Origin of the sequence: Nonomuraea typhae (assembly GCF_009760925.1) — a bacterium.
Classification (GTDB): Bacteria; Actinomycetota; Actinomycetes; order Streptosporangiales; family Streptosporangiaceae; genus Nonomuraea; species Nonomuraea typhae.
This window is the reverse complement of the sequence record NZ_VRLV01000005.1, coordinates 576,426-601,587: the sequence shown is the minus strand read 5'-3', so window position 1 is coordinate 601,587 and position 25,162 is coordinate 576,426. Positions and strand designations below refer to the sequence as shown.

Here is a 25,162-nt window from a genome sequence, read left to right as displayed (position 1 = left end):
GTGCGCCGGTGCTCACACATCGAGGTATGCCTCCAGCCCGGCCAGGCCGCCTTCCCGTCCGTAGCCCGACTCCTTGTAGCCGCCGAACGGCGAGGTGGGGTCGAACTTGTTGAAGGTGTTGGCCCACACCACGCCGGCCCGGAGCTTGTCGGCCATCCAGAGGATGCGCGAGCCCTTCTCGGTCCAGACGCCGGCCGACAGCCCGTACGGGGTGTTGTTGGCCTTCTCCACGGCCTCGGCCGGGGTGCGGAAGGTGAGCACGGACAGCACCGGGCCGAAGATCTCCTCGCGGGCGATCCGGTGGGACTGGGCGACGCCGGTGAAGACGGTCGGCGGGAACCAGAAGCCCTTGGCCGGGATCTCGCAGGGCGGCGACCAGCGCTCGGCACCCTCATCCACCCCGATATCCGACATTTCACGAATCTTTGCCAGCTGCTCGGCCGAGTTGATGGCGCCGATGTCGGTGTTCTTGTCGAGCGGGTCGCCGAGGCGCAGCGTGGCCAGGCGGCGCTTGAGCGCGGTCAGCAGCTCGTCCTGGACGGACTCCTGCACCAGCAGCCGGGAGCCCGCGCAGCACACGTGCCCCTGGTTGAAGAAGATGCCGTTGACGATGCCCTCGACGGCCTGGTCGATGGCGGCGTCCGCGAAGACGATGTTGGCCGCCTTGCCGCCGAGCTCCAGCGTGAGCTTCTTGTCGGTGCCGGCGACCGTGCGGGCGATGATGCGGCCCACCTCGGTGGAGCCGGTGAAGGCCACCTTGTTGACGTCGGGGTGGGCGACGACGGCGGCGCCGGTCTGGCCCGCCCCGGTGACGATGTTGACCACGCCAGGCGGCAGGTCGGCCTGCTGGCAGATCTCCGCGAACAGCAGCGCGGTCAGCGGCGTGGTCTCGGCGGGCTTGAGCACGACCGTGTTGCCGCAGGCCAGCGCCGGCGCGATCTTCCAGGCCAGCATGAGCAGCGGGAAGTTCCAGGGGATGACCTGCCCGGCCACGCCGAGGGGCTTGGTGCCGAACCCGGCGTACTCCAGCTTGTCGGCCCACCCCGCGTAGTAGAAGAAGTGGGCGGCGACCAGCGGCACGTCCACGTCGCGCGACTCGCGGATCGGCTTGCCGTTGTCCAGCGACTCCAGCACGGCCAGCTCACGGGCCCGCTCCTGGATGAGGCGGGCGATGCGGAAGAGGTACTTGGCGCGTTCGGCGCCGGGCAGCGCGCTCCAGACGCCGAAAGCCTTGCGGGCAGCCTGGACGGCCCGATCGACGTCGTCGGAGGTGGCGGTGGCGATCTCGGCGAGCTTCTCCTCGCTGGCCGGATTGACCGTCTTGAAAGGGGTGCCGGATCCCTCGGCGAACTCGCCGTTGATGAACAGCCCGTAGGACGGCTTGATGTCGACGACATCGCGCGACTCGGGCGCGGGCGCGTATTCGAAGACCATCGTCAGTCCAAGGTGAAGTAGTCGGGACCCGCGTAGCGGCCGGTGGCCAGCTTCTCGCGCTGCATGAGCAGGTCGTTGAGGAGCGAGGAGGCCCCGAGGCGGAACCAGTCGGGGGTCAGCCAGTCCTCGCCGGCGGTCTCGTTGACCAGGACGAGGTTCTTGATGGCGTCCTTCGTCGTGCGGATGCCTCCGGCGGGCTTCACGCCCACCTGCCGGCCGGTGACGTCGCGGAAGGCGCGCACCGCCTCCAGCATGATCAGCGTGACCGGGAGCGTGGCCGCCGGGGCCACCTTGCCGGTGGAGGTCTTGATGAAGTCGGCGCCGGCGATCATGGCCAGCCATGACGCCCGCCGTACGTTGTCGTAGGTCGCCAGCTCGCCCGTCTCGAGGATCACCTTGAGGTGGGCCGCGCCGCAGGCGGCCTTCACCGCGACGATCTCCTCGAAGACCTTGACGTAGTCGCCTTCCAGGAAGGCGCCGCGGTCGATCACCATGTCGATCTCGTCCGCGCCCGCCGCCACGGCCAGCGCGGTGTCGCTCACCTTGACCTCGAGGGAGGATCGGCCGCTGGGGAACGCGGTGGCCACCGAGGCCACCTTCACCCCCGAGCCCTTGACCGCCTCGGCCGCCACGGACACCAGGTCGGGGTAGACGCAGACCGCCGCCACGCGCGGGGCTCCGCCGCCGGGATGGATGGCCTTGGTGCACATCGCCCGCACCTTGCCATGCGTGTCCGCGCCTTCCAGCGTGGTGAGGTCGACCATCGAGATGGCCAGGTCGATCGCCTGCGCCTTCGCGGTCGTCTTGATGGAACGGGTGCCGAGCATCGCCGCTCGCTGGTCCGCGCCGACCCGGTCGACGCCGGGCAGGCCGTGCAGAAAGGCACGCAGGGTGGCATCGGATGCCGCCACGTCCGCGAGCGAGGTAGTCAGTGTTGACACCCCCACAGCATCGCCGACCGGGCACGCAAGCTCCAAACCGGAACAGTCACGGATAGGTGAGGATCAGCTGACGCGCCACTCCCGCCTCGTCCGTCTCGGCCGTCGCCCACATCTTCCTGGTCCCGGGCACGTTGGCCAGGCCGGTGACGGTGACGTTCTTCCCGATCGCGGTCTGGGTCCAGCGGCCGGAGGTGTAGCGGGTGAGCACGTCCGGGCGGTCCTGGCGGCGCGTGGCCAGCCACAACCCGCCGGCGCCGTCGGGCACGGCCGCGGTGTAGGCGGTCTCGGCCGGGCGGTGGGGCAGGCGCAGCCACGCCTTGCCGTTCCAGCGCAGCACCAGGGCCTCGCGCACGATGCGCTCCTCGCCGAGGATGAAGGAGATTCCGCCCACGGCGTACGCCTCGCGGGGGCCGAGCGCGACGATGTCGTGCAGTTCCGCGTAGGCGTCCCCGGCGCGCGAGCGTCCCGGCAGCGAGATCGACGGCACCGGCGCCTGCCGCCACCCCGCCTTCGTCAGCCGCAGGATCGCCGCCGCGTGCCCGGCGGACTGGGCGCCCAGGCTGCTCAGCGCCCACACGTCCGCCGGCGAGGAGGCGGCGAAGTCCGTGATCGGCAGCGGCGTGTGCACCTCGGTCCAGCCCTTGCCGCTCCAGTGCCACACCGCGTCCTCCATGCCGCGCGCGCCGAGCCGCAGCCCGGACACCCAGCAGTCGGACGGCCCCGTGGCCAGCGCCGCGACCGCGTGCGTGCCCTGCACGGCGATCGGGTGCTCGTGCCACTTCCCGCCGTGCCGGTGGCGCGCGTCCAACCGGGCCGGGCTCTCCACGAACTGCCACGCCTCACCCGGCCCCGTCGCGGTCACCAGGTACGGCACCGCCGTACCGCCCGACTCCCGCCAGGTCTTCCCGTTCCAGCGCAGCAGCGGCAGCCCGGTGCGCACCACCCAGGCGTCCTCCGGTCCGGTGGCGCCGACGTCCGCGTAGCCGCCGCTCGTGGAGTCCGCCGTCCTGGCGACCCGCCATCCCGCGTCCTGAACACCTGTGACCAGCGTCGACAGTGCCGCCCCCAGCAGCACGATGTGTTTCACGACGCACATGGTCGCCTGCCTTAGGGATGCCGGAGGGGTGCCCTAGGTAGGGGTGAGCCGATGGTTCGGCAAGAGATAGGGCATCCGCCCGATGTGGCGGGACCGGCCTTAGGAGGAGTGTTAGGGGTGCAGACAACGAAGGAGAGACATGAATCCCGAACTGGACTACCAGCTCATGAAGACCCACCAGAGCGAGCTTCGCCGACTCGCCGCCGAGCACCGCCGCGTACGCGAGGCGGAGCGCCGGAACAAGGCCGAGCGCCGCTCGGTCTTCGGCAAGCGCCGTACGCCATGAACCCGTCACGAGTGCCCGGCCGCATCCTCCCTCGCGGCCGGGCCTCACACCCTCCTTGACCCCTGCTGGTGCGGCCATTAATTACGGCGAAAACATCAGATAAGGCATGACATGCTGGATGACATGCTGGGACGTATGGTGAGTCCCGTCTTCGTCGGGCGGGAAGCGGAACTCGCCCATCTGGCCGACGCCATAGAAGCGGCCAGGCACGGGACGGCCACCGCCGTCCTCCTCGGCGGCGAAGCCGGAGTGGGCAAGACACGGCTGGTGCAGCGGTTCGCCGAGAAGGCCGCCAAGGACGGCGCGCACGTCCTGTTCGGGGCCTGCGTCGAGTTGTCCACCGACGGCCTCGCCTACGCGCCCTTCACCGCCGCCCTCAGGCAGCTCGTCAGGGAACAGGGCACCCGCAAGGTCGCCGCGCTCCTGCCGGAAGGCGCCGAACGCGACCTGGCCAGGCTGCTGCCGGAGTTCGGCGAGCCCACCGTGGACGGCGACACCGACACCGGTCGCGCCCGCCTGTTCGAGCAGTTCCTCACCCTTCTGGAGCGCCTGGCGGAAAGCCGCCCCACGATCCTCGTCATCGAGGACATCCACTGGGCCGACCGCTCCAGCCGCGACCTCATCGCCTTCCTCAGCCGCAACCTCGCCGCCGCCCAGGTCCTGATCGTGCTCACCTACCGATCCGACGACCTGCACCGCCAGCATCCGCTCCGCCCCGTCCTGGCCGAGCTGAGCCGGGTCAGCGGCGTGCTCAGGCTCGACCTGCCCCGCCTGTCCCAGGACGAGGTCGCCGAGCAGATGACCGGCATCCTGGGCCGCGTCCCCGAATACGCCAAGGTCGAGAAGGTCTACGAGCGCAGCGAGGGCATCCCCCTGTTCGTCGAGGCGCTGCTCGACGACCCCGACGGCGACTGCGCCTTCCCCGACTCCATGCAGGACCTCATCCTCAGCGCCGTCGAACGCCTGCCGGAGGAGACTCAGCGGGTCCTGCGCATGGCGGCCGCGGGCGGCACCCGGATCGGGCACTCCCTGCTCGCCGCCGTCAGCGGCCTGACCGACATCGAACTGGAGAGCGCCCTGCGCCCGGCCATCGCCGGCAACGTGCTGCAGATCGCCGACAACCGGGCCTACGTCTTCCGCCACGCCCTCATCCGCGAAGCCGTACACGAGGAGCTTCTGCCGGGCGAGCACCAGCGGCTGCACGCCCGCTACGCCGAGGAGATCTCCCGCAACCGGCAGCTCGTCCCGCCCGGCCGGGCCGCCGTCGAGCTGGCCCACCACTGGTACGGCGCGCGCAACGACGAATGGGCGCTCATCTCCGCCTGGGAGGCGGCGCGCAAGTCGATGAAGGCGTGGGCCTACGCCGAGGCGATCCCGCTGCTCGAACGCGTGCTCATGCTCTGGGACAAGGTGCCCGACGCGGCCACGCGGATCAACGCCGACCACACCTACGTGCTGGAGAAGGCCGCCATGGCCGCGGCCAACAGCGCCGAGGTGGAGCGCGGCGTCAAGTTCGTGCGCGCCGCCCTGGCCGAGCTCGACGAGGCCACGCAGCCCGACCGGGTGGCCATGCTCATGATCAAGTGGGGCGGCTTCAAGATCTCCAAGGCCAAGCTCGGCGTGGTCGAGGACTTCCACAAGGCCCTGGAGCTCGTCCCCGACCTCAGCCTGACCCGGGCCGAGGTGCTGACGAAGCTCAGCCAGCACCTCATGCTGCAGGGCGAGGTGGACGAGGGCAGAGCCCGGGCCGAGGAGGGCCTGCGCATCGCCAGGGACCTCGGCGACGAGTACCTCGAAGGCGACCTGCTCATGAACCTCGCCCTCGGCCAGGCCATCGTCGGCGGCAGCGCCGACCAGTACGAGACCAACGTCAACGCTCAGCGCATCGGCGAGCGGATCGGCTCACCCCGCCTCATCCTGCGCGCCATCGCCAACAACATCGACGCCCTCAACGACCTCGGCCGCTCCGACGAAGCGCTGGAGCTGTCCTACGAAGGCGAGCGCCTGGCCAAGAAGTACGGCGCGATCCGCACCAACGGCGCCTTCATCCTGAACAACCGGGCCGAGGCGCTGGAACTCCTGGGCCGCTGGGACGAGGCGCTGGAGACCACCGAGCAGGCGCTGCGCTTCGGGCCCAGCCTGCGCACCCGCCACCACATCATCCGCGTGCAGGCCGACATCGCGCTGTCCCGCGGCGACCTGTGCACGCTGGAGGGCACGCTGTCGGAGCTCGGCGTGCTGAAGGAACGCCCCGAGGACTTCGTCCAGGACATCACCCAGAGCACCCGCCTGCACATGGGCTGGCACCTGCTGAAGGGCGAGCCGGACGCCGCGCTGGCCGTGGCCCACCGGGTCCTGTCCCGGCCCACGCAGTCCAGCAAGTCCGCGCTCGGCTGGCGGCTGCTCGCCCTGATCAGCCACGTGTGCGACCAGGCCGAGTCCGTGGACCCCGCCCTGGCGGGGCACGTGCGCGCGCACGCCACCGAGGTGGCCGCCGCGCTGCGGCTCAGCGGCCCGCCCGCGGAGGCGTACCGGCTGACGTTCTCCGGCGACTTCGACGCCGCCGCCACCGCGTGGGAACGGCTGCGCCGCCCGCACCCGCAGGCCAAGGCGCTGCTGCACGCCGCCACCATCGCCGCCCAGACCGGCGACAGGGAGGGCGCCGCCGCCCGCCTGAAGGTGGCCCAGCCGCTGGCCGTCGCCCTGCGCGCCAGCCCGCTGGTCGAGGAGATCGAGATGCTGGCCCGCCGGGTCGGCGCCGCTCCCGCCCCCGCGAGCTCCACCGAGCTGCTCACGCCCCGCGAACTGGAGGTGCTCCGCCTGGTCACCCAGGGCCGCACCAACCGGGACATCGCCGCCGAGCTGTTCATCTCCGCCAAGACGGTCAGCGTGCACGTCTCCAACATCCTGGCCAAGCTGGGGGTCTCCAGCCGGGGCGAGGCCGCCGCGGCGGCACATCGGCTGTCCCTGCTGTCTTTGTGATCACCAGATCGCGTCGACCAGGAGGACGACGCCGAAGACGGCGAACGCGGCGGCCGCGCCGTACCGGATGACCTTCTCGGGCAGGTGCTTGCCCAGCATCCGCCCGACCACGATGGCCAGGGCGTCGGCGGCGACCATGCCGACCGTGGAGCCGATCCAGGTGCCGACCCAGCCGTGCTGCGTGGCCAGGACGATCGTGGCCAGCATCGTCTTGTCGCCCAGCTCGCTCAGGAAGAACGCGACCGTCACCGCGATGATCGCGTTCCTGGTGGTGCGCTGGGCCTTCTTCGACTCCTCCTCGCTCAGCTCGTCGCCCCTGAGGGTCCATACGGCGAAGCCGAGGAAGGCGATGCCCGCGACGATGGAGATCGCCGTGGTGGGCAGGGCGTCGCCGATCAGGCCGCCGATGGCGACGCTGAACAAGTGGACGACGGTGGTGGCGATGGTGATGCCGGCCAGCACCGGCCACGCCTTGAAACGGGTGGCGAACGTCATCGCCATCAACTGGCTCTTGTCACCCAACTCGGCGACGAAAATGGCCACAAGACTGATCCAGAACGCGTCCAACGGTCCTCATTCCCTCTGGAACCGGACCGGAGCGTCTGTCGGCGCACGACTCTTCGGCCCGGCATGACTGCCAGGCCGAAGGTCTCGTCCGCCCGTGAAGGCCCGCGTGACCGGGCGCGCGGGGCGCCAGTGTGTCGATCACGCGATTTGGGACTACTCCCCTTCGGAATATCTCGGCTACTTTAACAGCCTTCGCCCGGAGATTGTTCCCAGGTCACAACGCGCAGCCGACCATCACCGGCTCGTTGACGAGCGTGACCCCGAACTTCTCGCGCACGCCGTCGCGCACCTCGCGGGCCAGCGCCAGCAGGTCACCGGCGCCCGCCCGGCCGTCCGGGTTGGTCAGGGCCAGCGTGTGCTTGGTGGAGATGCGGGCGGGACCGCGGCGGTAGCCCTTGGCGAACCCGGCCTGCTCGATCAGCCAGGCGGCGGGCACCTTGGTCAGGCCGCCCGGCATCTCCCAGCGGGGGTGCCCCGGGGCGCGCAGCTCCAGGTCGGCGGCCTGATCGGGGGTGAGGATCGGATTGGTGAAGAAGGAGCCCGCGCTGCGGGTGTCGGGGTCGGCCGGGTCCAGGACCATGCCCTTGCCCTTGCGCAGCGCCAGGACGGCGGCGCGGACGTCGGCCAGGCCCACCCGCTCGCCCATCGGCACGTCCAGGCGCGCGGCCAGCTCCTTGTAGGCCACCGGGCCGGACAGGCCGGACAGCTCCAGGGCGTAGGTCACCCCGAGCACCACGTGCCGGGACGGATCCCGCTTGAACGCGCTGTCGCGGTAGGAGAAGCCGCAGCGCCTGGCCTCGATGTCCACCACCTGGCGGGTCCTGCGGTCGTAGGCGCGCACGCAGCGGATCGTCTGGGAGACGTCCTGGCCGTAGGCGCCGACGTTCTGGATCGGCGTCGAGCCCACCAGGCCGGGCACACCGGACAGGCACTCCACGCCCGACCAGCCCTCCCCGACGGCCCGGGAGACCAGCGCGTCCCAGTCCTCGCCCGCCTCGACCGTGAGCACCATCTGGTCGCCGTCGCGCTCGGCCCGGACCCCGGCCGAGGCCACGCGCACGACCAGCCCGTCGAAGCCCTCGTCGGACAGCACCAGGTTGCTCCCGCCGCCCAGCACCAGCGTGGGCACCCCGTCGCGGTCCGCCTCGGCCACGAGGGAGACGATCTGCTCGGCGGTCTCGGCCACGGCGAAGTCGCGGGCCGGTCCGCCCAGGCCCAGCGTCGTATACGGCGCCAGCATCTCCATGGGGCCCAAGCTTATGAGGCGTCCGGGATGCGCGGCACGTCCGGCCGTGCGGCCTCAGGCCAGTTGCACCACCGCGCGCGCCTTGGACAGCACGTGGGCGTCGCCGGACGTGGCCTCCAGCCCCACGACCACCCGCTTGTCCTCCAGCTTCTCCTCGACGACGCCGCTGACGGTGATCGTCGCGCCCGCGTCGTCGCCGGGCACGACCACCATGGAGGAGAACCGCACGCCGTAGTCGACGACCGCGGCCGGGTCGCCGGCCCAGTCGGTGACGAACCGCCCGCCCTGGGCCATGGTGTACATGCCGTGCGCGATCACGTCCGGCAGCCCGACGGTCTTGGCGAAGCGCTCGTTCCAGTGGATCTGGTTGAAGTCGCCGGAGGCGCCGGCGTACATGACCAGGTTCAGCCGCCGCACCGGGTACTCGACCGCGGGCAGCCGCTGGCCGACCTCGACCTCGTCGTACTTGACCGTCGCCGTCATCTCAGGCCGCCCCTCCACGCTCGACGATGGTGTTGTAGGTGACGCACACGGGCTCGCCGGCGACGGTGCTGACCTCGCTCTTGATGGTGAGCAGCTCGTTGCGGCCCGCGCTGCGGATGTCGGTGATCGTCGAGCGGGTGACCAGCTCGTCGCCCGGGTGGATCGGCCGGGTGTACTCGAACCGCTGCTCCCCGTGGACCACCATGGCGAAGTTCAGCCCCAGCTCCGGGTCGGCCAGCGCCTCGCCGCCGCTCTGCAGGCTGAAGACGATGGGGAACGTCGGCGGGGCCACGACGTCGGGGTGCCCGGCCGCCTGGGCCGCCTCGCGATCTCGGTAGATCGGGTTGTGGTCGCCGATCGCCGCCGCGAACTCGCGGATCTTCACCCGGCTCACCTCGTACGGCGCGGCGGAGGCATAGGTCCGCCCGACGAAATCACGGTTCAAGGCCATGCGTCCGACCGTAACAGAACAAGGTTCGGCTGTCGCTGGCGCGCTGTGAGCAATCCCACAACACGATCCCGCCATATCGGACAGAGAAGCCGTCTAAGGCATGATCTATTACATGCGCCGTTTCCTCGACTGGACCATCGCCGTTCCCGTGCTCGCACTCCTGGCGCTGGCCCTGACGTGGGGACGGGAGCCGCCGCTCCCCGTGGTGATCCTGGTCGCGGTGCTGCTCGCCGGCGCCGTGCTGGCCGCCGTCCACCACGCCGAGGTGATCGCCCACCGGGTCGGCGAACCGTTCGGCTCCCTGGTGCTCGCGGTCGCGGTCACGGTCATCGAGGTCGCGCTCATCGTCAGCCTGATGATCTCCGGCGGCGAGAAGACCGCCACGCTCGCCCGCGACACCGTCTTCGCCGCCGTGATGATCACCTGCAACGGCATCGTCGGCCTGTCGATGCTCACCGCCACGCTGCGGCGCCGCATCGCCGCCTTCAACGCAGAGGGCACCGGCGGCGCGCTCGCGACCGTCGCCACGCTCGCCACCCTCAGCCTGGTGCTGCCCACCTTCACCACCAGCGCCCAGGGGCCGGCGTTCTCCCCCGCGCAGCTCGCCTTCGCCGCCGTCGCCTCGCTCGCGCTGTACGGCCTGTTCGTGCTGACCCAGACCGTACGGCACCGCGACTACTTCCTCCCGGTCAGCCACGACGGCCACGCCATCGCCCCCGACGAGCACGCGCCCCGGCCCTCCGGCCGCACCACGCTGACCAGCCTCGGCCTGCTCCTCGTCGCCCTGGTCGCGGTGGTCGGCCTGGCCAAGGTGGAGTCGCCGGTCATCGAGGCCGCCGTCTCCGGCGCCGGGCTGCCGCACGCCGTCGTCGGCGTGGTCATCGCCCTGCTGGTGCTGCTGCCGGAGACGATCGCCGCCGTGCGCGCGGCCAGGCGCGACCACTTCCAGATCAGCCTCAACCTCTCGCTCGGCTCGGCCATGGCCAGCATCGGCCTGACCATCCCGGCGATCGCGATCGCCTCGATCTGGCTGGACGGGCCGCTGGTGCTCGGCCTCGGCGGCACCCACATGGTCCTGCTGGCGCTGACCGTCGGCGTCTCCACCCTGACCGTGGTCCCAGGGCGCGCCACTCTGCTGCAGAGCGGCGTGCACCTGGTGTTGTTCGCCGCCTTCCTGTTCCTCGCGGTCAGCCCGTAACCGCGTCAGCCCATCGACTTCTGGCCGTCGATGGTCTCGCGCACGATGTCGGCGTGCCCGGCGTGCTGGCTGGTCTCCGCAATGACGTGCAGCATCACACGGCGCACCGACCAGCGCGCACCCGGCTCGAACCACGGCGCCTTCGGCAGCTCGTGGGAGGCGTCCAGGTCGAGCGTGCGCACCAGCTCGGTCGTCGCGGCGGCCACCTCGTCGTAGCGCTTCAGCAGCGCCTCCAGGGTGTCCTCCCCCTCCATCCGGAACTGGCCCTCCCAGTCGATCGGCGCGCTGTTCATCGCCTCGGCGCCACCGGCGGCGAAGCGCTGCCAGCGCTCCTCCACGGTCGCGACGTGCTTGATCAGGCCGCCCAGGCACAGCTGGCTGGCCGTCGGCGTCAGCGCCGCCTGCTCGTCGGTGAGTCCCTGCACGGTGTGCTTGAGGAACCCGCGGTGCTTGTCCAGCGTCTGGACGAGGTCGTCGCGCTCGCTCGACATGGCGTCACCCCTCTGGGAACTAGATGCCCTTGCGCATCGCCCGGGTCCCGGCGTAGAGACCGATCAGGGCCACCAGGCCGGCGGCGGCTGCGCCGTACAAGACAGAGATATCACTCAGCCGCCCGGCGAAGAGCGCACGTTCCGCGTCCACCAGGTATCTGACCGGGTTCACCAGGCCGATGACCCGCAGCCACGCGGGCCCGGAATCCAGCGGCAGCAGCACCCCCGACAACAGCAGCATGGGGAACAACGCCCATTGCGTCACCAAGTAGAACATCGTGCCGTCCGGCGCCGACTTCAGCGCCAGCACGAACGACAACGATCCCAGCCCGACGCCCAGCACCACCAGCAGCGCCAATCCGGCGAGCACGCCGACCGCGTGCAGCTCGAAGCCCAGCGGCAGCGCCAGAAGGATGATCAGGACGGCCTGGGCCACCAGGACGGCCATCTCCTTGAGCGTCCGGCCGACCAGCATCGCCGCGCGGTTCAGCGGCGAGACCATGAGCCGCTCCAGCGAGCCGCCCAGCGCCTCGGTCAGCAGGTTGAAGCCCGAGCCCATCGGCCCCGTCAGGCACATCATCACGAGGATGCCCGGCACGAACCACTGCCACGAGCCGCCCGCGACCGCCCCCTGCAGCAGCGAGCCGAACAGGAACAGGAACAGCAGCGGCTGCAACATCTCGAAGATCAGCCCCAGCGGCTCGCGCCGGGACGGGGTGAACTCGCGGGTGAAGACGATCGCGGTGTCACGCAGGAACGTCGTCATCGGCCAGGCTCCTTCCGGTCAGGGCGAGGAAGACGTCGTCGAGGGTCGGGCGCCGCGTCTCGGCCGCCGTGACCTTGATCTCGTGCGCGTCGAGGGTCCGGAGGGTCTCCGGCAGGGCGGCCGGGGCGTTGGCCACGCGCAGCCGTACCGTCTCGCCGTCGCGCTCGCCGCCGGTCAGTTCGGCGGCGCGGGCGGCGTCCGGGGTGGTCAGGATGATGTGGTCACCGGCCAGGTCGTTCTTGAGCTGCCCGGCGGTGCCGTCGGCGATGATCCGGCCGTTGTCGATGATGATCACCCGCTCGGCCATGGCGTCGGCCTCTTCGAGGTAGTGGGTGGTCATGAAGATGGTCATGCCGGTGGCCGCGCGCATGCGCAGGATGTGCGACCAGACCTCGGCCCGGCCGGTGGGGTCCAGGCCGGTCGAGGGCTCGTCGAGGAAGAGCAGCTTCGGCCGGTGCACCAGCCCGATCGCCAGGTCCAGCCGCCGGCGCTGGCCGCCGGAGAGCGTGCCCGGCTTGCGGCCGGCCATCGAGGTGAGCTCCAGCATCTCCAGCACCTCGTCGGCGCGGCGGCCGGCCTCGCCGATCGTCAGGCCGTAGCTGCGGCCCTGCGAGACCAGCTCGTCGCGGACGCGGTAGCGCTCGCCCGCGCTGTTCTTCTGGCCGACGTAGCCGATGCGGGCGCGCACCCCGCCCGGATCGGTGGCGATGTCCCGCCCGGCGACCATCGCGCTGCCACTGGTCGGCGGCAGCAGCGTGGTCAGCATGCGCAGCGTGGTCGATTTTCCGGCGCCGTTCGGACCCAGGAAGGCGACGAGCCGGCCGTCTTCGATGTCGAGGTCGATGCCGCGTACCGCCTCGACGGTCTCTTTCCGTTTGAGTTTGAAGCTCCGGGTCAGGCCCCGGGCACTGATCATGGGCATGGCGAAACAGCCCCTTGCTTGGGAGGCGGGTGGATTTCCCTAAGTTTGTGCAGGGTTGGCTTTCGAAAGCAAACGCGAATGTGATGTTCACATTGTGCCTCTGACCTGCGAAAACACTTCGTGAAGATACGTTCGCAGATTGCCCCTGAGCTGGGCTTTCTCCGGCTTTCTCGGAAATTTCCTGACTTGCCGAGCCATGCTGGCTTCCGGGAAGATCTCAGCCGCGATCCAAGCTGAAGGGGGACCCTCATGAAGCGTGTCTTAGCGATGGCGGCGCTCGCCCTCGCCGGTGTCGGCATGGGGACCGCCCAGGCCGCCAACGGCGTCATCGGCGTCGACGTCAGCAACTGGACCGGCGAGATCGACTGGGCGAGCGTCGCCTCCGGCGGCGGGAAGTTCGCGTTCGTCATGGCCACGGAGGGTGGCGACTTCATCAGCCCCACGTTCGCCGCCCAGTTCGCCGGCGCGGCCGACGCCGGGCTGGTGCGCGGCGCCTACCACTTCGCCCAGCCGCACGAGTCGGACGGCGCCGCCCAGGCCGAGTACTTCCTGGCCAACGGCGGCCGGTGGACCGGCGACGGCGTGACCCTGCCGGGCGTGCTGGACCTCGAGGACAACCCGTACACCGCGCGCAACGGCAAGAACAACTGCTACGACCTGTCCCCCGCGGACATGGTCACCTGGATCAAGGGCTTCACGAAGCGCTACCACCAGCGCACCGGCCGCCAGGCGATCATCTACACCACCACGAGCTGGTGGCGCACCTGCACGGGCGACTCCGCCAAGTTCAAGGCCAACCCGCTCTGGCTGGCCCGCTGGGGCGCCGATCCCGGCGAACTGCCGAAGGGCTGGGAGAAGCACACGTTCTGGCAGTCGGCGGAGAAGGGCACGCTGGCCGGCGGGCAGAACACCTTCAACGGCAGCGAGGCCGAGCTGCGCGAGCTGGCCACCTCCGCGGCCGAGGTGACGGTCTCGGGCCAGGTCCGCAACCGCCGCACGTACACGGTCACGGTGGCCAACACCGGGCCCTACCCCGTGACGAACGTCAAGATCTCCGGTCGGGCGTACGGCGGGCAGAGGGTCGTCAAGGCACCGGGGTGCAAGTTCAGCGGGACGGCGGTCACGTGCCGGGTGGCCAAGCTGAACCGGGGGCAGAAGGTGCGGCTGACGTTCACCACCAAGCCGCGGGCCAAGGGCGTCGTGGGGATGCGGTTCACGGTGGGGACGGTGGAGCTGGACCTGAAGGCCCGGTGACCTTCTGCGCGATCTTTCGTGTAGTAGGCGAGAATTGACCCCGATTTAGGATGGTTTTGGGTAAATCGGGGGTGTGGGAGATGCCGGGGTGGGCGCGGCGGGTGCTGCCTGCGCTCGGGCTGTTGCTTCTGCTGGCCACCGCCTCGGCACCCATCCGGCAGTACGTGGCGCCGGAGATCGTCCGGCTCGCCTATGAGATCGAGGGGCGGGACATCGTCTACTCGTGGGGCGGCGGGCACGCCGCCGATCCGGGCCCCTCCAAGGGGACCTGCCTGGGCTACAAGGGCAAGATCAAACCCTGCCCGGCCGCGGACACGGAGGGGCTGGACTGTTCCGGGTTCACCCGATGGGTCTACGCGCTGGCGCACGGGGCCGACGTGCTGGGGCCGGGGAACACCAACGACCATGTGCGGCGGATGTACCGGGTGTCGGATCCGCGGCCCGGCGACCTCGTCTATTTCGGAAAAATCACGAAAAAGCGTATCAAGACGCACCACGTCGGGATCTTTCTCGGCGGCGGGAAGATGATGAACGCCCCCGAGACCGGCTCCGTGGTCCGCATCGACGAGATCAGCAGTAAGAAGGGCTTCGCGGGCTACTACCGCTACTGACGCGACTGACGCGAGGAGCGCGTGGGGTCAGCCGGGAAAATTGAGAGTGCTGGGGTCTACTGTGACTCGCTATGGACAGGCGATGGGTGGGGCCCTATGGCTACGAGATCGTCCCCGCGGTGCGCGCCGGCCGCCAGGTGCTCCGGATCCGCAAGCACGGCTGGCTCATCGCCGATTGCGTGTCCGTCGCCGAGGTCGCCAGACACGTCGACCTGGCCGACCTGTGTGAAGTGATCGCGCTGCCGATGGACCGCCGTTACAAGGCCGCCGGATAGCCGATACACGCCGCCCATATGGTCGCTGACATGCGGAAAGAGCATAACGTGGGCGCATGAAGAGGGCATCGGCGCTGCTCGCGCTCACCCTGGCCGCGGGCTGCGGCGCCGGCGGCGGCGTCCGGGTCGAGGGCCCGGCCCCCACCGCGCAGCGCGCCCGGCCCGTCTACGTCATCGCCTACATGGGCGACGCCCTGCAGCGCCCGCGCGACTTCGCGCTCACCGAGTTCAGCAGCATGACCGGCGTCCGCTGGACGTCCTGGGGCCAGGCCAGCGCCGTGGGCGCGGGAAAGCTGTCCGGCACCTGGTGCATCCCCACGTGCGACATCCCCGCGACCATCACCCTCACCCGCCTCCAATGGATGGAGCGCACCGGCTACTACAGCCGCTTCACCGTCACCGCCGACCGCGAGATCACCGAGGCCGACCTCGTCGACCAGAAGCTGGAGGTGCCGCCGCGATGACCGACGTGCTGCTCGTCGAGGACGACGCCGTGATCCGGGAGGCCACCCAGCTGGCCCTGGAACGCCACGGCCTGGCCGTACGCACCGCCGCCGACGGCCTGTCCGGCCTGGCCGCCGTCGAGACGCGGCTCCCCGACGTGGCCGTCCTCGACGTCATGCTCCCCCACCTCGACGGCGTCAGCCTGACCAGGCGCATCAGGGAGTCGGCCGGCATCCCGATCATCATGATCTCCGCCCGCACGGACGCCATCGACGTCATCAACGCCCTCGAAGCCGGCGCCGACGACTACGTCACCAAACCCTTCGAGCTCGGCGTCCTGCACGCCCGCATCCGCGCCGTCCTGCGCCGCGCCGCCGCGGCCGCCCCCGCCCTCCTGACGTTCGCCGACGTGAGCGTCGACACCCAGTCCATGGAGGTACGGCGCGGCGGCGCCCTCGTCCCGCTGACCCCCACCGAACTGAAGCTCATGCTGGAGTTCGCGGCCAACGCCGGGATCGTCCTGTCCCGCGACACCCTGCTGCAGAACGTCTGGGACTACGCCTGGGACGGCGACACCCGGGTCGTCGACGTCCACGTGCAGCGGCTCCGCGCCAAGATCGGCAACGACCGGATCGAGACCGTCCGCGGTTTCGGCTACAAGCTGAGGCGCACATGAGCCTGCGCGTCAAGATCGCCCTGGCGCTGGCCGCGACGGCGCTGGCCGTCTCCACGGTGATCGGCGTCCTGGTCCACGCCCGTACCGCCGAGAGCCAGCTGGACGCCGCCCGCCGTACCCTCGACGACCGCTTCCAGTCCCTCCTGGAACGCCAGGCGGAAGGCCAGGACGCCGGCCTGACCGTCGGCCCGGCCCGCGTCCCCCGGCCCCTGCTGGAGCAGGTCACCAAGGAGCGCGTCCGCGCCACCTACCTGACGGGCGACACGTTGTGGGCCGCCACCGCACTGGACGGCACCGTCGTCTCCCTCACCGCCCCCTACACCAGGGAACGGGCCTCCTTGTCCGCCCTCGACGGCACCCTCCTGCTCTCCGGCGCCCTGGCCACGCTGGTCGCCTCCCTGGCGGGCATCGCGGTGGCCGCGGGACTGAGCCGCCGCGTCCGCCACGTCGCCCGCACCGCCACCCAGATCGCCTCCGGCGACCTGACCGCCCGCGTCTTCCCGGCCGGCGCCTTCCTCAGCCGCCCCGAGCGGCGCGGTGACGAGGTCGTGGCGGTGGGCCGGGCGCTGGACCATATGGCCGACACCCTCCAGGCCAGGCTGGCGGCCGAACGCCGGGTGACCGCCGACATCGCCCACGAACTGCGGACCCCGGTGGCCGGGCTGACCACCGCGGCCGGGCTCCTGCCGCCCGGTCGTCCCACCGAGCTGGTGCGCGACCGCGCCGCCGTACTCGGAAAGCTGGTCGAGGACGTGCTGGAGGTCGCCCGCCTCGACGCGCACGCCGACCAGCCGGTCCTGGAGCGCCGGCTGCTCAGCGCGCTGGCCCGCCGGGCCCTCGCCGCGGCCGGCGCCGAGGAGGCCGAGCTGGTAGTGCTCCGGGACGCCGAGGTGGAGACCGACCCCAGGCGGGTGGAACGCATCCTGGCCAACCTGGTCGCCAACGCCCTGCGCCACGGCCGGCCGCCGGTGACCGTGACGGTGGACGGCGCGGAGGTGCGGGTGGCCGACCACGGTCCCGGCTTCCCGTCCGACATGCTCGCCCGGCTCAGGGAGTACGGCCCGCAGCGCTTCGCCAGCGGCGCGGCGGCCCGCGGCACGGGTGTCGGGCTGGGCCTGACGATCGCCGCGGGACAGGCCCGGATGCTGGGTGCTGAGCTGGAGTTCGGCGAGTCGGGCGACGGCGCTGTCGTGACGCTGAGATTGCGGGAATCGAGTTCGCATCATCGTTGAGTGCCGTGTATGGTTACACCTGTCCGCAACGCAGACAGCCCAGCGGACAAGGCCCCTATAGCTCAGTCGGCAGAGCGTCTCCATGGTAAGGAGAAGGTCAACGGTTCGATTCCGTTTGGGGGCTCCAGCTTCACCAGCCTCACCGGAAGTCTTCGGTTGAGGCTTTTGTTATGAAAGCCATGGTGAGGCATAATTGAGGTCAACCCTCCTGACCAGGCGGTGTACGTATGTGCTCCCTGGGTCGGGTATCCTCAACGGGTCCGGGTTGTTTTCGCCCGGCTCAAGGCGGAGTAGCTCAGTCAGGCAGAGCAAACGGCTCATAATCGTTGTGTCGCCGGTTCAAGTCCGGCCTCCGCTACGGCCCCTCCCCAGGTCACCTGGCCTGGGTACGGGCGTGTCCATGTCCCGAACGTAGAAAGGCACTCCCACGTGGCTGCCACCGACGTTAGGCCGAAGATCACGCTGGCCTGCCAGGAGTGCAAGCACCGCAACTACATCACGCGGAAGAACCGGCGCAACGACCCGGATCGGCTTGAGCTGAAGAAGTACTGCCCCAACTGCCGCACGCACCGCGCGCACCGCGAGACCCGCTAGTTCCTCGGGCCGCGGCCGGACCACCTCCCGATCACGGTCCGCCGCACCGCCGCCGCGATTCCACACGCGGCCGGGTTCTCCGCAGGGCAACACTCCTGCCACGCATACCGCACGAACCGGCACCTCACCACCGAGGCGCCGGTTTGTCGCGTTTCCAACCGCTGGTCCCTCCATCACGCCGGCCGTACCAGCGCTTCGAGGGCAAGTTCCCACGGCTGCTCGTCCTGCTCCCCGTCCGAGCCCTCCACCACCACGACCCCCTCCTCCCGCAAGCTCTCCACACTGCGCCGGAACGGCGCCCGGCCCGACAGCGCGGCGTTCACGAAGGTCAGCACCACCACCGGAATCCCCAGCCCGGGCGCCTCCGCCATCAACCCCAGCGCGTAGGTGTCGGTGATCCCCTGGGCGAACTTGTTCACGGTGTTGAACGTCGCCGGGGCCACGATGATCGCGTCGGGACGGGGCGGCTTGGGCTCGCCGGGCTTGCGGTACCTGCTGCGCACCTGCCGGCCGGTGCGCGCCTCCAGCGCGGGCACGTCGATGAAGTCCAGCGCCTGCGGCGTGGCGACGATCTGGACCTCCCACCCGGCATCCTGGGCGAGCGAGACCAGGCGGCCGACGTCCGAAGCGGGCGCCGCCGCGCACACGATCACATACAGCACCTTCACCCGGCCAATGTAGCCAAACCACCCGCACCGCTTAGGCTGACGGGCGTGACGAAGATCCCCCTTCGCCGGTTCACGGCACGCGCCCTCCCCATCAACGACGCAGGCCGGGTCCTGCTGCTGCACGGTTTCGACCCCGCCAACCCTGAGCATCCGTTCTGGTTCACGATCGGCGGCGCGGCGGAGGACGACGAGACGCTGCTGGACGCGGCGATCAGGGAACTGTACGAGGAGGCCGGGATCCAGGCCGAGCCCGCGGCCTTCACCGGCCCGCTCACGACCGGCACGATCGAGTTCTTCTGGGCCGACTACGCCATCACCCAGGACCAGACATTCTTCGCCGTCAGGGTGAACGGCACGGAGGTCTCCTTCGACCACATGGAGGAGATCGAGCAGCAGACCACCCTGGGCCATCGCTGGTGGAGCGCCGAGGAACTGGAGGCGACCGACGAGGCGTACTTCCCGCGCGACCTCCCCGCCATCCTCCGCATGATCACGTGGGACGGAGTGTCCGGGTAGCACCGGAGATCAACGCGGTGGCCAGGATCCAACCGGCCGTGATCAGCCCGTAGGCGAGCCCCTGCGTCCACCCCTCCGGGTCGAACAGTCCGCGCTGCCCGAACGCCCCGATCGGCAGCAGCAGGTCGAAGGTATAGGCGAAGGCGTCGAACTCCGGTGTCTCGGCGGGCTTGAGTGCTCTGGGTGGGTTCATCCCGAAGGCCACCGTGCCCACGAGCAGCAGGAACACGAACCAGAGCGCGGCCAGCCAGGGGCGGTAGCCGTACCCGACCGTGCCGTCGAGGAGGTAGCCCCAGATGCGGCCGGGCGCGCGGAAGGTGCTACGGCGGGCGCGGAGCTTGGCGAGCTGGGTACGGCGGGCCAGATGTTCGTTGCCGTCGCGCACGTACCACGCGGCGAGCTGCTCGTACGGCTGCGGCCGGAATCCCGACGGGTCGCGCCCGGCCCAGCTGATGCGCTCGGCGTTCATGCTGCCGCGCAGCCCCTCGTAGACCAGGCCGTTCAGGCGCAGCTTCGCCGGCCAGGTCTCCGGGTCGTCGCGGAGTGTGCCGACGCGAGAGTGGGCGAGGCTGACCACGCCGTCGATGGGCTCGGCGGGCCGCAGGACGAGTTCGCGCACCTCCATGTGGCTGGCGTGCAACGCGTACTCGGTGCCGGGGCTGCGGATGACACCGGTGATCGACAGAGTGCCGTTGAACCGGGCGCCGCGCAGCCGCACCACTCCCTCGGCGGTGAAGGCGCCTTCCATGGTGTCCTCGACCACCATGTTGTCGCCGGCCAGCGCGTCCTTGCCGGGGTTGCGGACGACGGTGTTGTTCATGAACAGGCCGCCGTTGAGCCGGGCCCCGACCAGGCGCATGCCGCCGGTCAGGTCGGCGTTGTTGAGGTAGAGGCCCGAGTCGACCACCATCGCGCCGGTGTACAGCGCCCACTCGGAGCCGGCGACGATCTTCGTGCCGCCCATCCAGAGGCCGCTCTCGAAGACCGCCCGGGCCAGCCGTACCGGGCCGGTCACGATCGAGCCCGACAGGCTCAGATGCCCGGCCACCCGCATGCCGCCGCCGTTGAGCCCGGGCAGGTGGCAGTCGGTGAGCCGCAGCGTCCTGGTCGTGGCGCCGGTGCAGTCCACGGGGTTGTCGAGGTGGCAGCCGCTCAAAGTCAGCTCATGCTCGGTGCTGCCGGCTCTGAGGACGACCTGGCCGGAGATGCGCGCGCCGCGCAGCCGTACCGCGGGAACCGTGCCCGCGGCCGGCTCGCGCGCCCCCAGCAGCAGCGCCGTGATCACCTCGCCGCGCACGGTCCGCTCGCGCCCCCACGAGTCACCGTCGACCGGTGCGTTCTCCCCCGCGGCGCACCGCTCGCCGGAAAACGTCACCGGCTTCGCGAACGCCACCCACTCGCCGGTCTCGAAAGCCTCCCAGACCCGCTGCTCCGCGGGGCTGAGCCGCATGCGTAACGCCATGATCCGATTCTGCCCTCTAGCGCTTGTAGCCCGCCATGCGCTCCAGCCGGGCCACCCGCTGCGAGGTGGGCGGGTGGCTGGCGAACATCCGGCCCAGCCCGGACCCGCTGAACGGGTTGGCGATCATCATGTGCGCGGCCGAGGTCAACCGGCTGTTCTCCGGCAGCGGCAGGCGCCGGGCGCCCATCTCGATCTTCCGCAGCGCGGACGCGAGCGCCAGCGGATCCCCGGTGAGCCGGGCGGCCGACTCGTCAGCGGCGAACTCCCGGGAACGCGAGATCGCCATCTGCACCATCCCGGCCGCCACCGGCCCCAGCACCATCATGAGCAGCGCGCCGAGAAAACCCGGCCCTTCGTCGTCGTCGGATCCCCCGAAGAACACCGCCACATAGCTCAGCCAGGTGATCATCGTGGCCAGCGCCGCGGCCACGGACGACAGCAGGATGTCCCGGTTGTAGACGTGCGACAGCTCGTGCCCGATGACCCCCCGCAGCTCCCGGTCGTCCAGCAGCCGGGTCAGCCCCCAGGTCACGCAGATCGCCGCCCGCCGCGGACTGCGTCCGGTCGCGAACGCGTTGGGCTGCGCCGTAGGCGAAATGTAGAGCCGCGGCATGGGCTGCCGGGCCTCGGTGGACAGCTCCCGCACGATCCGGTACAGCGTGGGCTGCTCCACCTCGCTCACCGGCCGCGCCCGCATGGCCGACAACGCGATCCGATCGGAGAAGAAGTAGGCGACCCCGGAGCTCCCGAGCGCCAGCAGGAACGCGATCTGCAGTCCGACACCGCCGCCCAGCCACGCGCCCCCCACGAGGAGCAGCGCCGACAGACCGCCGAGCAGCACGGCGGTACGCAGACCGTTGCGACGCAAGGTTCCCCCTTCCGCGGACTGGGTTTCACCAGCTCCAACGTCCGTCCCCCACCTCAGCGTTCCCATTCCACGATCCCGCACGGGGACGTGGAAATCTCCGGATCCCGGAGACGATCACGCTGCGGGCGGGGCACAGGAAGAGAACGCGCAAGCTCTCGGCCGTGTGCCCCAGGGCGCCCTAGCGGTAATTCACGAACTGCACGGCGATGTCGAGGTCCTTGCCCTTCAGCAGGGAGATGACGTCCTGCAGGTCGTCCTTCTTCTTGGAGCTCACGCGCAGCTCCTCACCCTGGATCTGCGCCTTCACACCCTTGGGGCCCTCGTCGCGGATCAGCTTGGAGATCTTCTTCGCGTGCTCCTGGTCGATGCCCTCCTTGAGGGCGACCATCATGCGGTACTCCTTGCCGGACAGCTTCGGCTCACCGGCGTCCAGGATCTTGAGCGAGAGCCCCCGCTTGATGATCTTCTCCTTGAACACGTCGAGAGCGGCGTTGGCGCGCTCCTCGCTGTTCGCCCTGATCTCAATGTTCTGCTGGCCGGACCAGCTGATCGCGGCACCGGTGTTCTTGAAGTCGAAACGGTGCCCGATCTCCTTCACCGTCTGGTTCAGCGCGTTGTCGACCTCCTGATGGTCGATCTTGCTGACGATGTCGAACGACGAGTCTGCCAAAGCCCGAAACCTCTCTGACGTGCCAAGTCGCGGCGGACTCAGCCTTCTTCACTCTCGATGGCCCGCACGGGCGCTGCGGCCCGATAGTCCTAGATAAGCCTGCCAAGCCTAGCCAGCATCCGCGCGCGCCGCTCTGCCGGTCAAATGTCGTTTACCCGAGCCTTGGCCGGGGAGATGGGGGTGAGCTGCGGGAATACCCACGACCAGGATGGTGAGAGGTGGAATCTTGAACAAGCAGTCATTGACCGCGGTTGCCCGCAACCAGCTCCAAACCGCGCGTGTCGCCACCAGCGGCCGCTCGGCCACCACTCTGTACGGCGGGCACGAACAGATGCTCCGGCAGACCATGATCGCCCTGGCCGCCGGTTCCCGCATGAGCGACCACAACAACCCCGGCGAAGCGACCCTCTACGTGGTCTCCGGCCGCGTCCGGCTCTCGGCGGACGGCGTCACGTGGGACGGCATGACCGGCGACCTGCTGATCATTCCGCAGGCCGTACACGCGGTCGAAGCCATCGAGGACTCAGCCGTCCTCCTCACCGTCGCCAAGGCCCGCTGAGCCCCAACCTCAAGCAGGACATTCCGATGTCACGTGCACCTCGAAAGTCCGCTATTCTTCTACCTGTCGCCGCGCAAGCGGGTCTGACATGGCAGGTTGCCCGAGTGGCCAATGGGAGCGGACTGTAAATCCGTCGGCTTAGCCTACCCAGGTTCGAACCCTGGACCTGCCACACCCTGGAGAAAGGGCCTCCAGCCCGCGGAAATGCGCGGCTGGAGGCCCTTTCGCTTGTCCGATTGGATCTGGCGCGACAGGGGTCGAAACCGTCCAGCGACATGCTGAAGTGGAAGAGGACCTTGCCGGCGGCCTGCTGCGGTTCGAGGTCGAACGGCTGGCGCTCCTTCGCTCGTCGTGCCTACACAGACAGACCGGACGGACGTCCCAAACTCATCGCCGATATTTGCTGACAACCCCCTCCGGGCGTCCTTGCGCCTGGAAGGCGGGATTCCCTCTTCCAGGCGCGTGGCCGTACGGCAGGCGCGCTGTGGGCGGCCTTCTCATCGGCCCTCGAACCGGCGGGAGCTACGGCGGGCTCTCACCACGCACGGACCGGCGGGAGCTACGGCGGACTCTCACCGCGTACGGCGCGGCCACGTGCACAGGCCGAGTGGACCGTGGTTTCGCGGTGGGTCAGAACTTGGCGGTGGTCAGCAGCCAGGACTCGACCGCGCCGCCGGAGGGGGCGGCGGCCGCCTCCGATGACAGGGTGGTCAACGCGGCGGCGCCCAGGCCGCCGGCGATGATCCCGGCGAGGACCTTACGACGTGAGACTGATTCGGACATGGTTGTCCTCCGCTTGCTAACGGATCTGCTGGCGTATGAGATCGATTTCCTTGGCGTCCAGGTGGTTCGTGGCGTGGCGCAGCAGTTCCTTGAGGGTTTGCGAATCGCTGTCCTCCAGGAGGATGATGCGCCGGTCGGCTGACAGTTCCAGCGCGACCACACGCGGGGCCACCTTGGCCAGTGCCACACGGCCGTGCGAGGTGTCCAGGTTGGTCACCTCGATCCAGCGGAAGCCGAGCCTGCTCGCGTCCGGCGCCTTCAGGGACTCGTTGACCCGCAGGCCGTCCAGCACCTGAACAACTGCGGATCGGGCGGGACCGTCGAGGGTCCAGCTCGGATTCGGCCGACCTGAATATATCTCGACCGTCGCGACGCTTGGCGATTCACCCTGGGCCTGGGAATTGCCGCACGCGAGCATGGACAGCGAAAGTCCGACCACCGCTAGTGCAAGCCGGATGGGCACTGGAAACTCCCTGACTAGTTGATTGTGGCCCGCGGGTTCACCCGGGCGTAGATGTACGGCGCCCCGTCCCACGTGTACGGGCCACGGTTACAGGTGATGGGGTCGGTAATGGGCTGCCCGGAATTGTCGACGTTCGTCGCCGGGGTGCTTCCTGGTTTGTGCGCCCACCGCCGGAGGCTGCCCCAGAAATCGGCGATCCGGTGGTAGAAGTGATAGTCCGTACCCGGCCAGATGCATACGTAGTCGACGAACCTGTCGTCGTTGCATCCAGCAGTGTAGCCGTCGCGGAAGGTCGCGTCCTTGACCGCGCCGATGGTCAGCGAGGTGAAGATCTGACCGGTGCCGCGACCGGGCTGCGCGAACGTGTTCGTCGCCAGGCTGGAGGCGAAGTTGTAGCAGTTGTTGGAGGGACGGCGGGCGCCGTTCCAGAAGGTGTTGAGGTCGGCCCAGGTCGACGACCAGGTCGCGCAGGCGGCGAGCGCGGCGTCCAGGCCGCTGGATCCCGAGTCCTGGAGGGCCGAGGGCGAGCCGATGGTCCTGGCGGATTCGGTGCTGACTTCCGGCGTGAGAATCTGCTGTGCGCCGGGGGTGTGTAACAGCCAGCGCTCGGCGACGTCCGAGACGTTCAGGCCCGTGGATTCCCTGAGCCGGAAGGCCGGCGGCAGTCCGGCGCGGGTGAGTCTTTCCTGTCCGGCGCGGTCGGCGTGCACGACCATTCCTCGATAACCCAGTCTGGACTCGACGTCACCGACCGGTCGCAGTGCTGCGGGGCTCGCCTTGAGCCGGTCGATGAGTTCGCGTTCCTCTCGAGCGGTGAGCTTCCAGTACGGATTCGGACGTCCTGAGAAGACGTCGAGTTCGATGTGGAGCATTGCCTCTCCTCCGGGGGTGTGATGATTCCACAGCGAAGTTAACAGGCAAGCATGCGCAGGGAAAGACTTGAATTTCGCGCCGAACGGGCATGCCGGCACGATCACATTCAAATTGAAACTTTCGTTAAACCATTCGAGGCTCACATTAATGATCTCGGATATTCAACGGGTCATCCTCCAAGGGCCTAGGTTGTTTCACCATGTGAGATAAGTAAGGAACGTCATTGCCGATTGCGCATTCGCCGGCCGTGCATTCACGGCATACGGCGGAGCGTCTGGCGGCGTTTGCCATGCCCCAGGTTGTCCCTTTTGCTACCGTGATCACGATCTCGTACGAACGGGGTGGCATGGG

29 protein-coding genes and 3 tRNA genes are annotated in these 25,162 nt (G+C 69.6%); 15 read left to right on the top strand and 17 right to left on the bottom strand.

All coding sequences use genetic code 11. The features are described 5' to 3' along the window. Nucleotides 1-12: 12 nt before the first annotated feature. The 3 genes from FVE25_RS22295 to FVE25_RS22285 are packed head-to-tail and all read right to left on the bottom strand — an operon-like array spanning nt 13 to nt 3,462. Complete coding sequence (locus FVE25_RS22295; RefSeq protein WP_157248927.1) at nt 13-1,434, bottom strand: aldehyde dehydrogenase family protein; 1,422 nt, start codon at nt 1,432-1,434, stop codon at nt 13-15. A gap of 2 nt (nt 1,435-1,436) precedes the next feature. Continuing rightward, nucleotides 1,437-2,366 carry a deoxyribose-phosphate aldolase gene (gene deoC, locus FVE25_RS22290; protein ID WP_157249068.1) on the bottom strand — a complete coding sequence of 310 codons (930 nt, stop codon included), beginning with the start codon at nt 2,364-2,366 and terminating at the stop codon, nt 1,437-1,439. Between the two features lie 55 nt (nt 2,367-2,421). After that, on the bottom strand, nt 2,422-3,462 hold the full coding sequence (locus FVE25_RS22285) for a hypothetical protein (RefSeq protein ID WP_157248926.1): 1,041 nt from the start codon (nt 3,460-3,462) through the stop codon (nt 2,422-2,424). 148 nt (nt 3,463-3,610) lie between these two features. Between FVE25_RS22285 and FVE25_RS53915 the strand changes: the two genes are divergently transcribed. Then, nucleotides 3,611-3,757: a hypothetical protein gene (locus FVE25_RS53915; RefSeq protein WP_181019668.1), complete on the top strand. Its 147-nt coding sequence runs from the start codon at nt 3,611-3,613 to the stop codon at nt 3,755-3,757. A gap of 123 nt (nt 3,758-3,880) precedes the next feature. After that, entirely contained in the window at nt 3,881-6,739 is a 2,859-nt protein-coding gene (locus tag FVE25_RS56365; RefSeq protein WP_281367875.1) for an ATP-binding protein, read from the top strand. Here the strand turns inward: FVE25_RS56365 and FVE25_RS22275 are convergent, their stop codons facing one another. From FVE25_RS22275 to FVE25_RS22260, 4 genes are all read right to left on the bottom strand, one after another. Beyond that, nucleotides 6,740-7,306 (bottom strand): TMEM165/GDT1 family protein, encoded by a 567-nt coding sequence (locus FVE25_RS22275; protein WP_157248924.1) that lies wholly within the window; start codon nt 7,304-7,306, stop codon nt 6,740-6,742. Nucleotides 7,307-7,520: 214 nt separating this feature from the next. Beyond that, complete coding sequence (locus tag FVE25_RS22270) at nt 7,521-8,552, bottom strand: UDP-N-acetylmuramate dehydrogenase (protein ID WP_219825600.1); 1,032 nt, start codon at nt 8,550-8,552, stop codon at nt 7,521-7,523. A gap of 54 nt (nt 8,553-8,606) precedes the next feature. Beyond that, a complete protein-coding gene (locus FVE25_RS22265) occupies nt 8,607-9,035 on the bottom strand; it encodes a MaoC family dehydratase (RefSeq protein WP_157249066.1) in 429 nt (142 codons plus the stop codon). A 1-nt stretch (nt 9,036) separates the two neighbouring features. Then, nucleotides 9,037-9,486, bottom strand: a complete 450-nt coding sequence (locus FVE25_RS22260) for a MaoC family dehydratase N-terminal domain-containing protein (protein WP_157248923.1) — start codon at nt 9,484-9,486, stop codon at nt 9,037-9,039. A 112-nt stretch (nt 9,487-9,598) separates the two neighbouring features. On the opposite strand from FVE25_RS22260, the gene FVE25_RS22255 reads away from it, so the two are divergent. Continuing rightward, nucleotides 9,599-10,684 (top strand): calcium:cation antiporter, encoded by a 1,086-nt coding sequence (locus tag FVE25_RS22255; RefSeq protein WP_219825599.1) that lies wholly within the window; start codon nt 9,599-9,601, stop codon nt 10,682-10,684. 5 nt (nt 10,685-10,689) lie between these two features. Here FVE25_RS22255 and FVE25_RS22250 read toward each other — a convergent pair whose 3' ends face one another. The 3 genes from FVE25_RS22250 to FVE25_RS22240 are packed head-to-tail and all read right to left on the bottom strand — an operon-like array spanning nt 10,690 to nt 12,857. Further along, the gene (locus FVE25_RS22250; protein ID WP_157248921.1) at nt 10,690-11,175 is read right to left on the bottom strand and encodes a DinB family protein; all 486 of its coding nucleotides are present in this window, start codon (nt 11,173-11,175) and stop codon (nt 10,690-10,692) included. 19 nt (nt 11,176-11,194) lie between these two features. Further along, complete coding sequence (locus tag FVE25_RS22245; RefSeq protein ID WP_157248920.1) at nt 11,195-11,941, bottom strand: ABC transporter permease; 747 nt, start codon at nt 11,939-11,941, stop codon at nt 11,195-11,197. After that, complete coding sequence (locus FVE25_RS22240) at nt 11,922-12,857, bottom strand: ATP-binding cassette domain-containing protein (RefSeq protein ID WP_157249065.1); 936 nt, start codon at nt 12,855-12,857, stop codon at nt 11,922-11,924. The genes FVE25_RS22245 and FVE25_RS22240 overlap by 20 nt, the downstream gene beginning before the upstream one ends. A gap of 255 nt (nt 12,858-13,112) precedes the next feature. Here FVE25_RS22240 and FVE25_RS22235 point away from each other — a divergent pair, with 255 nt between their 5' ends. The 9 genes from FVE25_RS22235 to rpmG all read left to right on the top strand — a co-directional run bounded on the left by FVE25_RS22235 (nt 13,113) and on the right by rpmG (nt 17,949). After that, on the top strand, nt 13,113-14,117 hold the full coding sequence (locus FVE25_RS22235) for a GH25 family lysozyme (protein ID WP_157248919.1): 1,005 nt from the start codon (nt 13,113-13,115) through the stop codon (nt 14,115-14,117). An 80-nt stretch (nt 14,118-14,197) separates the two neighbouring features. Next, the gene (locus tag FVE25_RS22230; protein WP_157248918.1) at nt 14,198-14,728 is read left to right on the top strand and encodes a C40 family peptidase; all 531 of its coding nucleotides are present in this window, start codon (nt 14,198-14,200) and stop codon (nt 14,726-14,728) included. A 71-nt stretch (nt 14,729-14,799) separates the two neighbouring features. Further along, nucleotides 14,800-15,003 (top strand): transposase, encoded by a 204-nt coding sequence (locus FVE25_RS22225; protein ID WP_157248917.1) that lies wholly within the window; start codon nt 14,800-14,802, stop codon nt 15,001-15,003. Nucleotides 15,004-15,059: 56 nt separating this feature from the next. Next, nucleotides 15,060-15,467 (top strand): hypothetical protein, encoded by a 408-nt coding sequence (locus FVE25_RS22220; protein ID WP_157248916.1) that lies wholly within the window; start codon nt 15,060-15,062, stop codon nt 15,465-15,467. After that, nucleotides 15,464-16,123: a two-component system response regulator CseB gene (cseB, locus tag FVE25_RS22215; protein ID WP_157248915.1), complete on the top strand. Its 660-nt coding sequence runs from the start codon at nt 15,464-15,466 to the stop codon at nt 16,121-16,123. Before FVE25_RS22220 ends, cseB begins: the two co-directional genes overlap by 4 nt. Continuing rightward, nucleotides 16,120-17,355 carry a sensor histidine kinase gene (locus FVE25_RS22210; protein WP_157248914.1) on the top strand — a complete coding sequence of 412 codons (1,236 nt, stop codon included), beginning with the start codon at nt 16,120-16,122 and terminating at the stop codon, nt 17,353-17,355. The genes cseB and FVE25_RS22210 overlap by 4 nt, the downstream gene beginning before the upstream one ends. Before the next feature lie 51 nt (nt 17,356-17,406). Next, nucleotides 17,407-17,482, top strand: a tRNA-Thr gene (locus FVE25_RS22205). 157 nt (nt 17,483-17,639) lie between these two features. Then, nucleotides 17,640-17,713 (top strand) — tRNA-Met (locus FVE25_RS22200). A 71-nt stretch (nt 17,714-17,784) separates the two neighbouring features. Next, the gene (gene rpmG / locus FVE25_RS22195; protein ID WP_101786011.1) at nt 17,785-17,949 is read left to right on the top strand and encodes a 50S ribosomal protein L33; all 165 of its coding nucleotides are present in this window, start codon (nt 17,785-17,787) and stop codon (nt 17,947-17,949) included. A gap of 173 nt (nt 17,950-18,122) precedes the next feature. Here the strand turns inward: rpmG and FVE25_RS22190 are convergent, their stop codons facing one another. After that, a complete protein-coding gene (locus FVE25_RS22190) occupies nt 18,123-18,617 on the bottom strand; it encodes a flavoprotein (protein ID WP_246267282.1) in 495 nt (164 codons plus the stop codon). A gap of 45 nt (nt 18,618-18,662) precedes the next feature. Here FVE25_RS22190 and FVE25_RS22185 point away from each other — a divergent pair, with 45 nt between their 5' ends. Then, a complete protein-coding gene (locus FVE25_RS22185; protein WP_157248912.1) occupies nt 18,663-19,133 on the top strand; it encodes an NUDIX hydrolase in 471 nt (156 codons plus the stop codon). Here the strand turns inward: FVE25_RS22185 and FVE25_RS22180 are convergent. From FVE25_RS22180 to FVE25_RS22170, 3 genes are all read right to left on the bottom strand, one after another. Next, nucleotides 19,108-20,595, bottom strand: a complete 1,488-nt coding sequence (locus FVE25_RS22180) for a hypothetical protein (protein ID WP_157248911.1) — start codon at nt 20,593-20,595, stop codon at nt 19,108-19,110. The two genes, FVE25_RS22185 and FVE25_RS22180, sit on opposite strands and share 26 nt — an antisense overlap. A 16-nt stretch (nt 20,596-20,611) precedes the next feature. Next, the gene (htpX, locus tag FVE25_RS22175; RefSeq protein WP_157248910.1) at nt 20,612-21,463 is read right to left on the bottom strand and encodes a zinc metalloprotease HtpX; all 852 of its coding nucleotides are present in this window, start codon (nt 21,461-21,463) and stop codon (nt 20,612-20,614) included. A 178-nt stretch (nt 21,464-21,641) separates the two neighbouring features. Continuing rightward, nucleotides 21,642-22,133, bottom strand: coding sequence for a YajQ family cyclic di-GMP-binding protein (locus FVE25_RS22170; protein WP_157248909.1), 492 nt, complete (start codon nt 22,131-22,133; stop codon nt 21,642-21,644). 226 nt (nt 22,134-22,359) lie between these two features. Between FVE25_RS22170 and FVE25_RS22165 the strand changes: the two genes are divergently transcribed. Next, the gene (locus FVE25_RS22165; RefSeq protein WP_157248908.1) at nt 22,360-22,692 is read left to right on the top strand and encodes a cupin domain-containing protein; all 333 of its coding nucleotides are present in this window, start codon (nt 22,360-22,362) and stop codon (nt 22,690-22,692) included. Between the two features lie 90 nt (nt 22,693-22,782). Beyond that, a tRNA-Tyr gene (locus FVE25_RS22160) sits at nt 22,783-22,864 on the top strand. A 458-nt stretch (nt 22,865-23,322) separates the two neighbouring features. Here the strand turns inward: FVE25_RS22160 and FVE25_RS22155 are convergent. Genes FVE25_RS22155 through FVE25_RS22145 form a run of 3 tightly spaced genes read right to left on the bottom strand, consistent with a single transcriptional unit; the run spans nt 23,323 to nt 24,954 of the window. Then, on the bottom strand, nt 23,323-23,475 hold the full coding sequence (locus tag FVE25_RS22155; protein WP_157248907.1) for a hypothetical protein: 153 nt from the start codon (nt 23,473-23,475) through the stop codon (nt 23,323-23,325). Nucleotides 23,476-23,491: 16 nt separating this feature from the next. After that, the gene (locus tag FVE25_RS22150) at nt 23,492-23,938 is read right to left on the bottom strand and encodes a hypothetical protein (RefSeq protein WP_157248906.1); all 447 of its coding nucleotides are present in this window, start codon (nt 23,936-23,938) and stop codon (nt 23,492-23,494) included. A gap of 14 nt (nt 23,939-23,952) precedes the next feature. Continuing rightward, nucleotides 23,953-24,954, bottom strand: coding sequence for a hypothetical protein (locus FVE25_RS22145; RefSeq protein WP_157248905.1), 1,002 nt, complete (start codon nt 24,952-24,954; stop codon nt 23,953-23,955). Nucleotides 24,955-25,162: the final 208 nt, after the last annotated feature.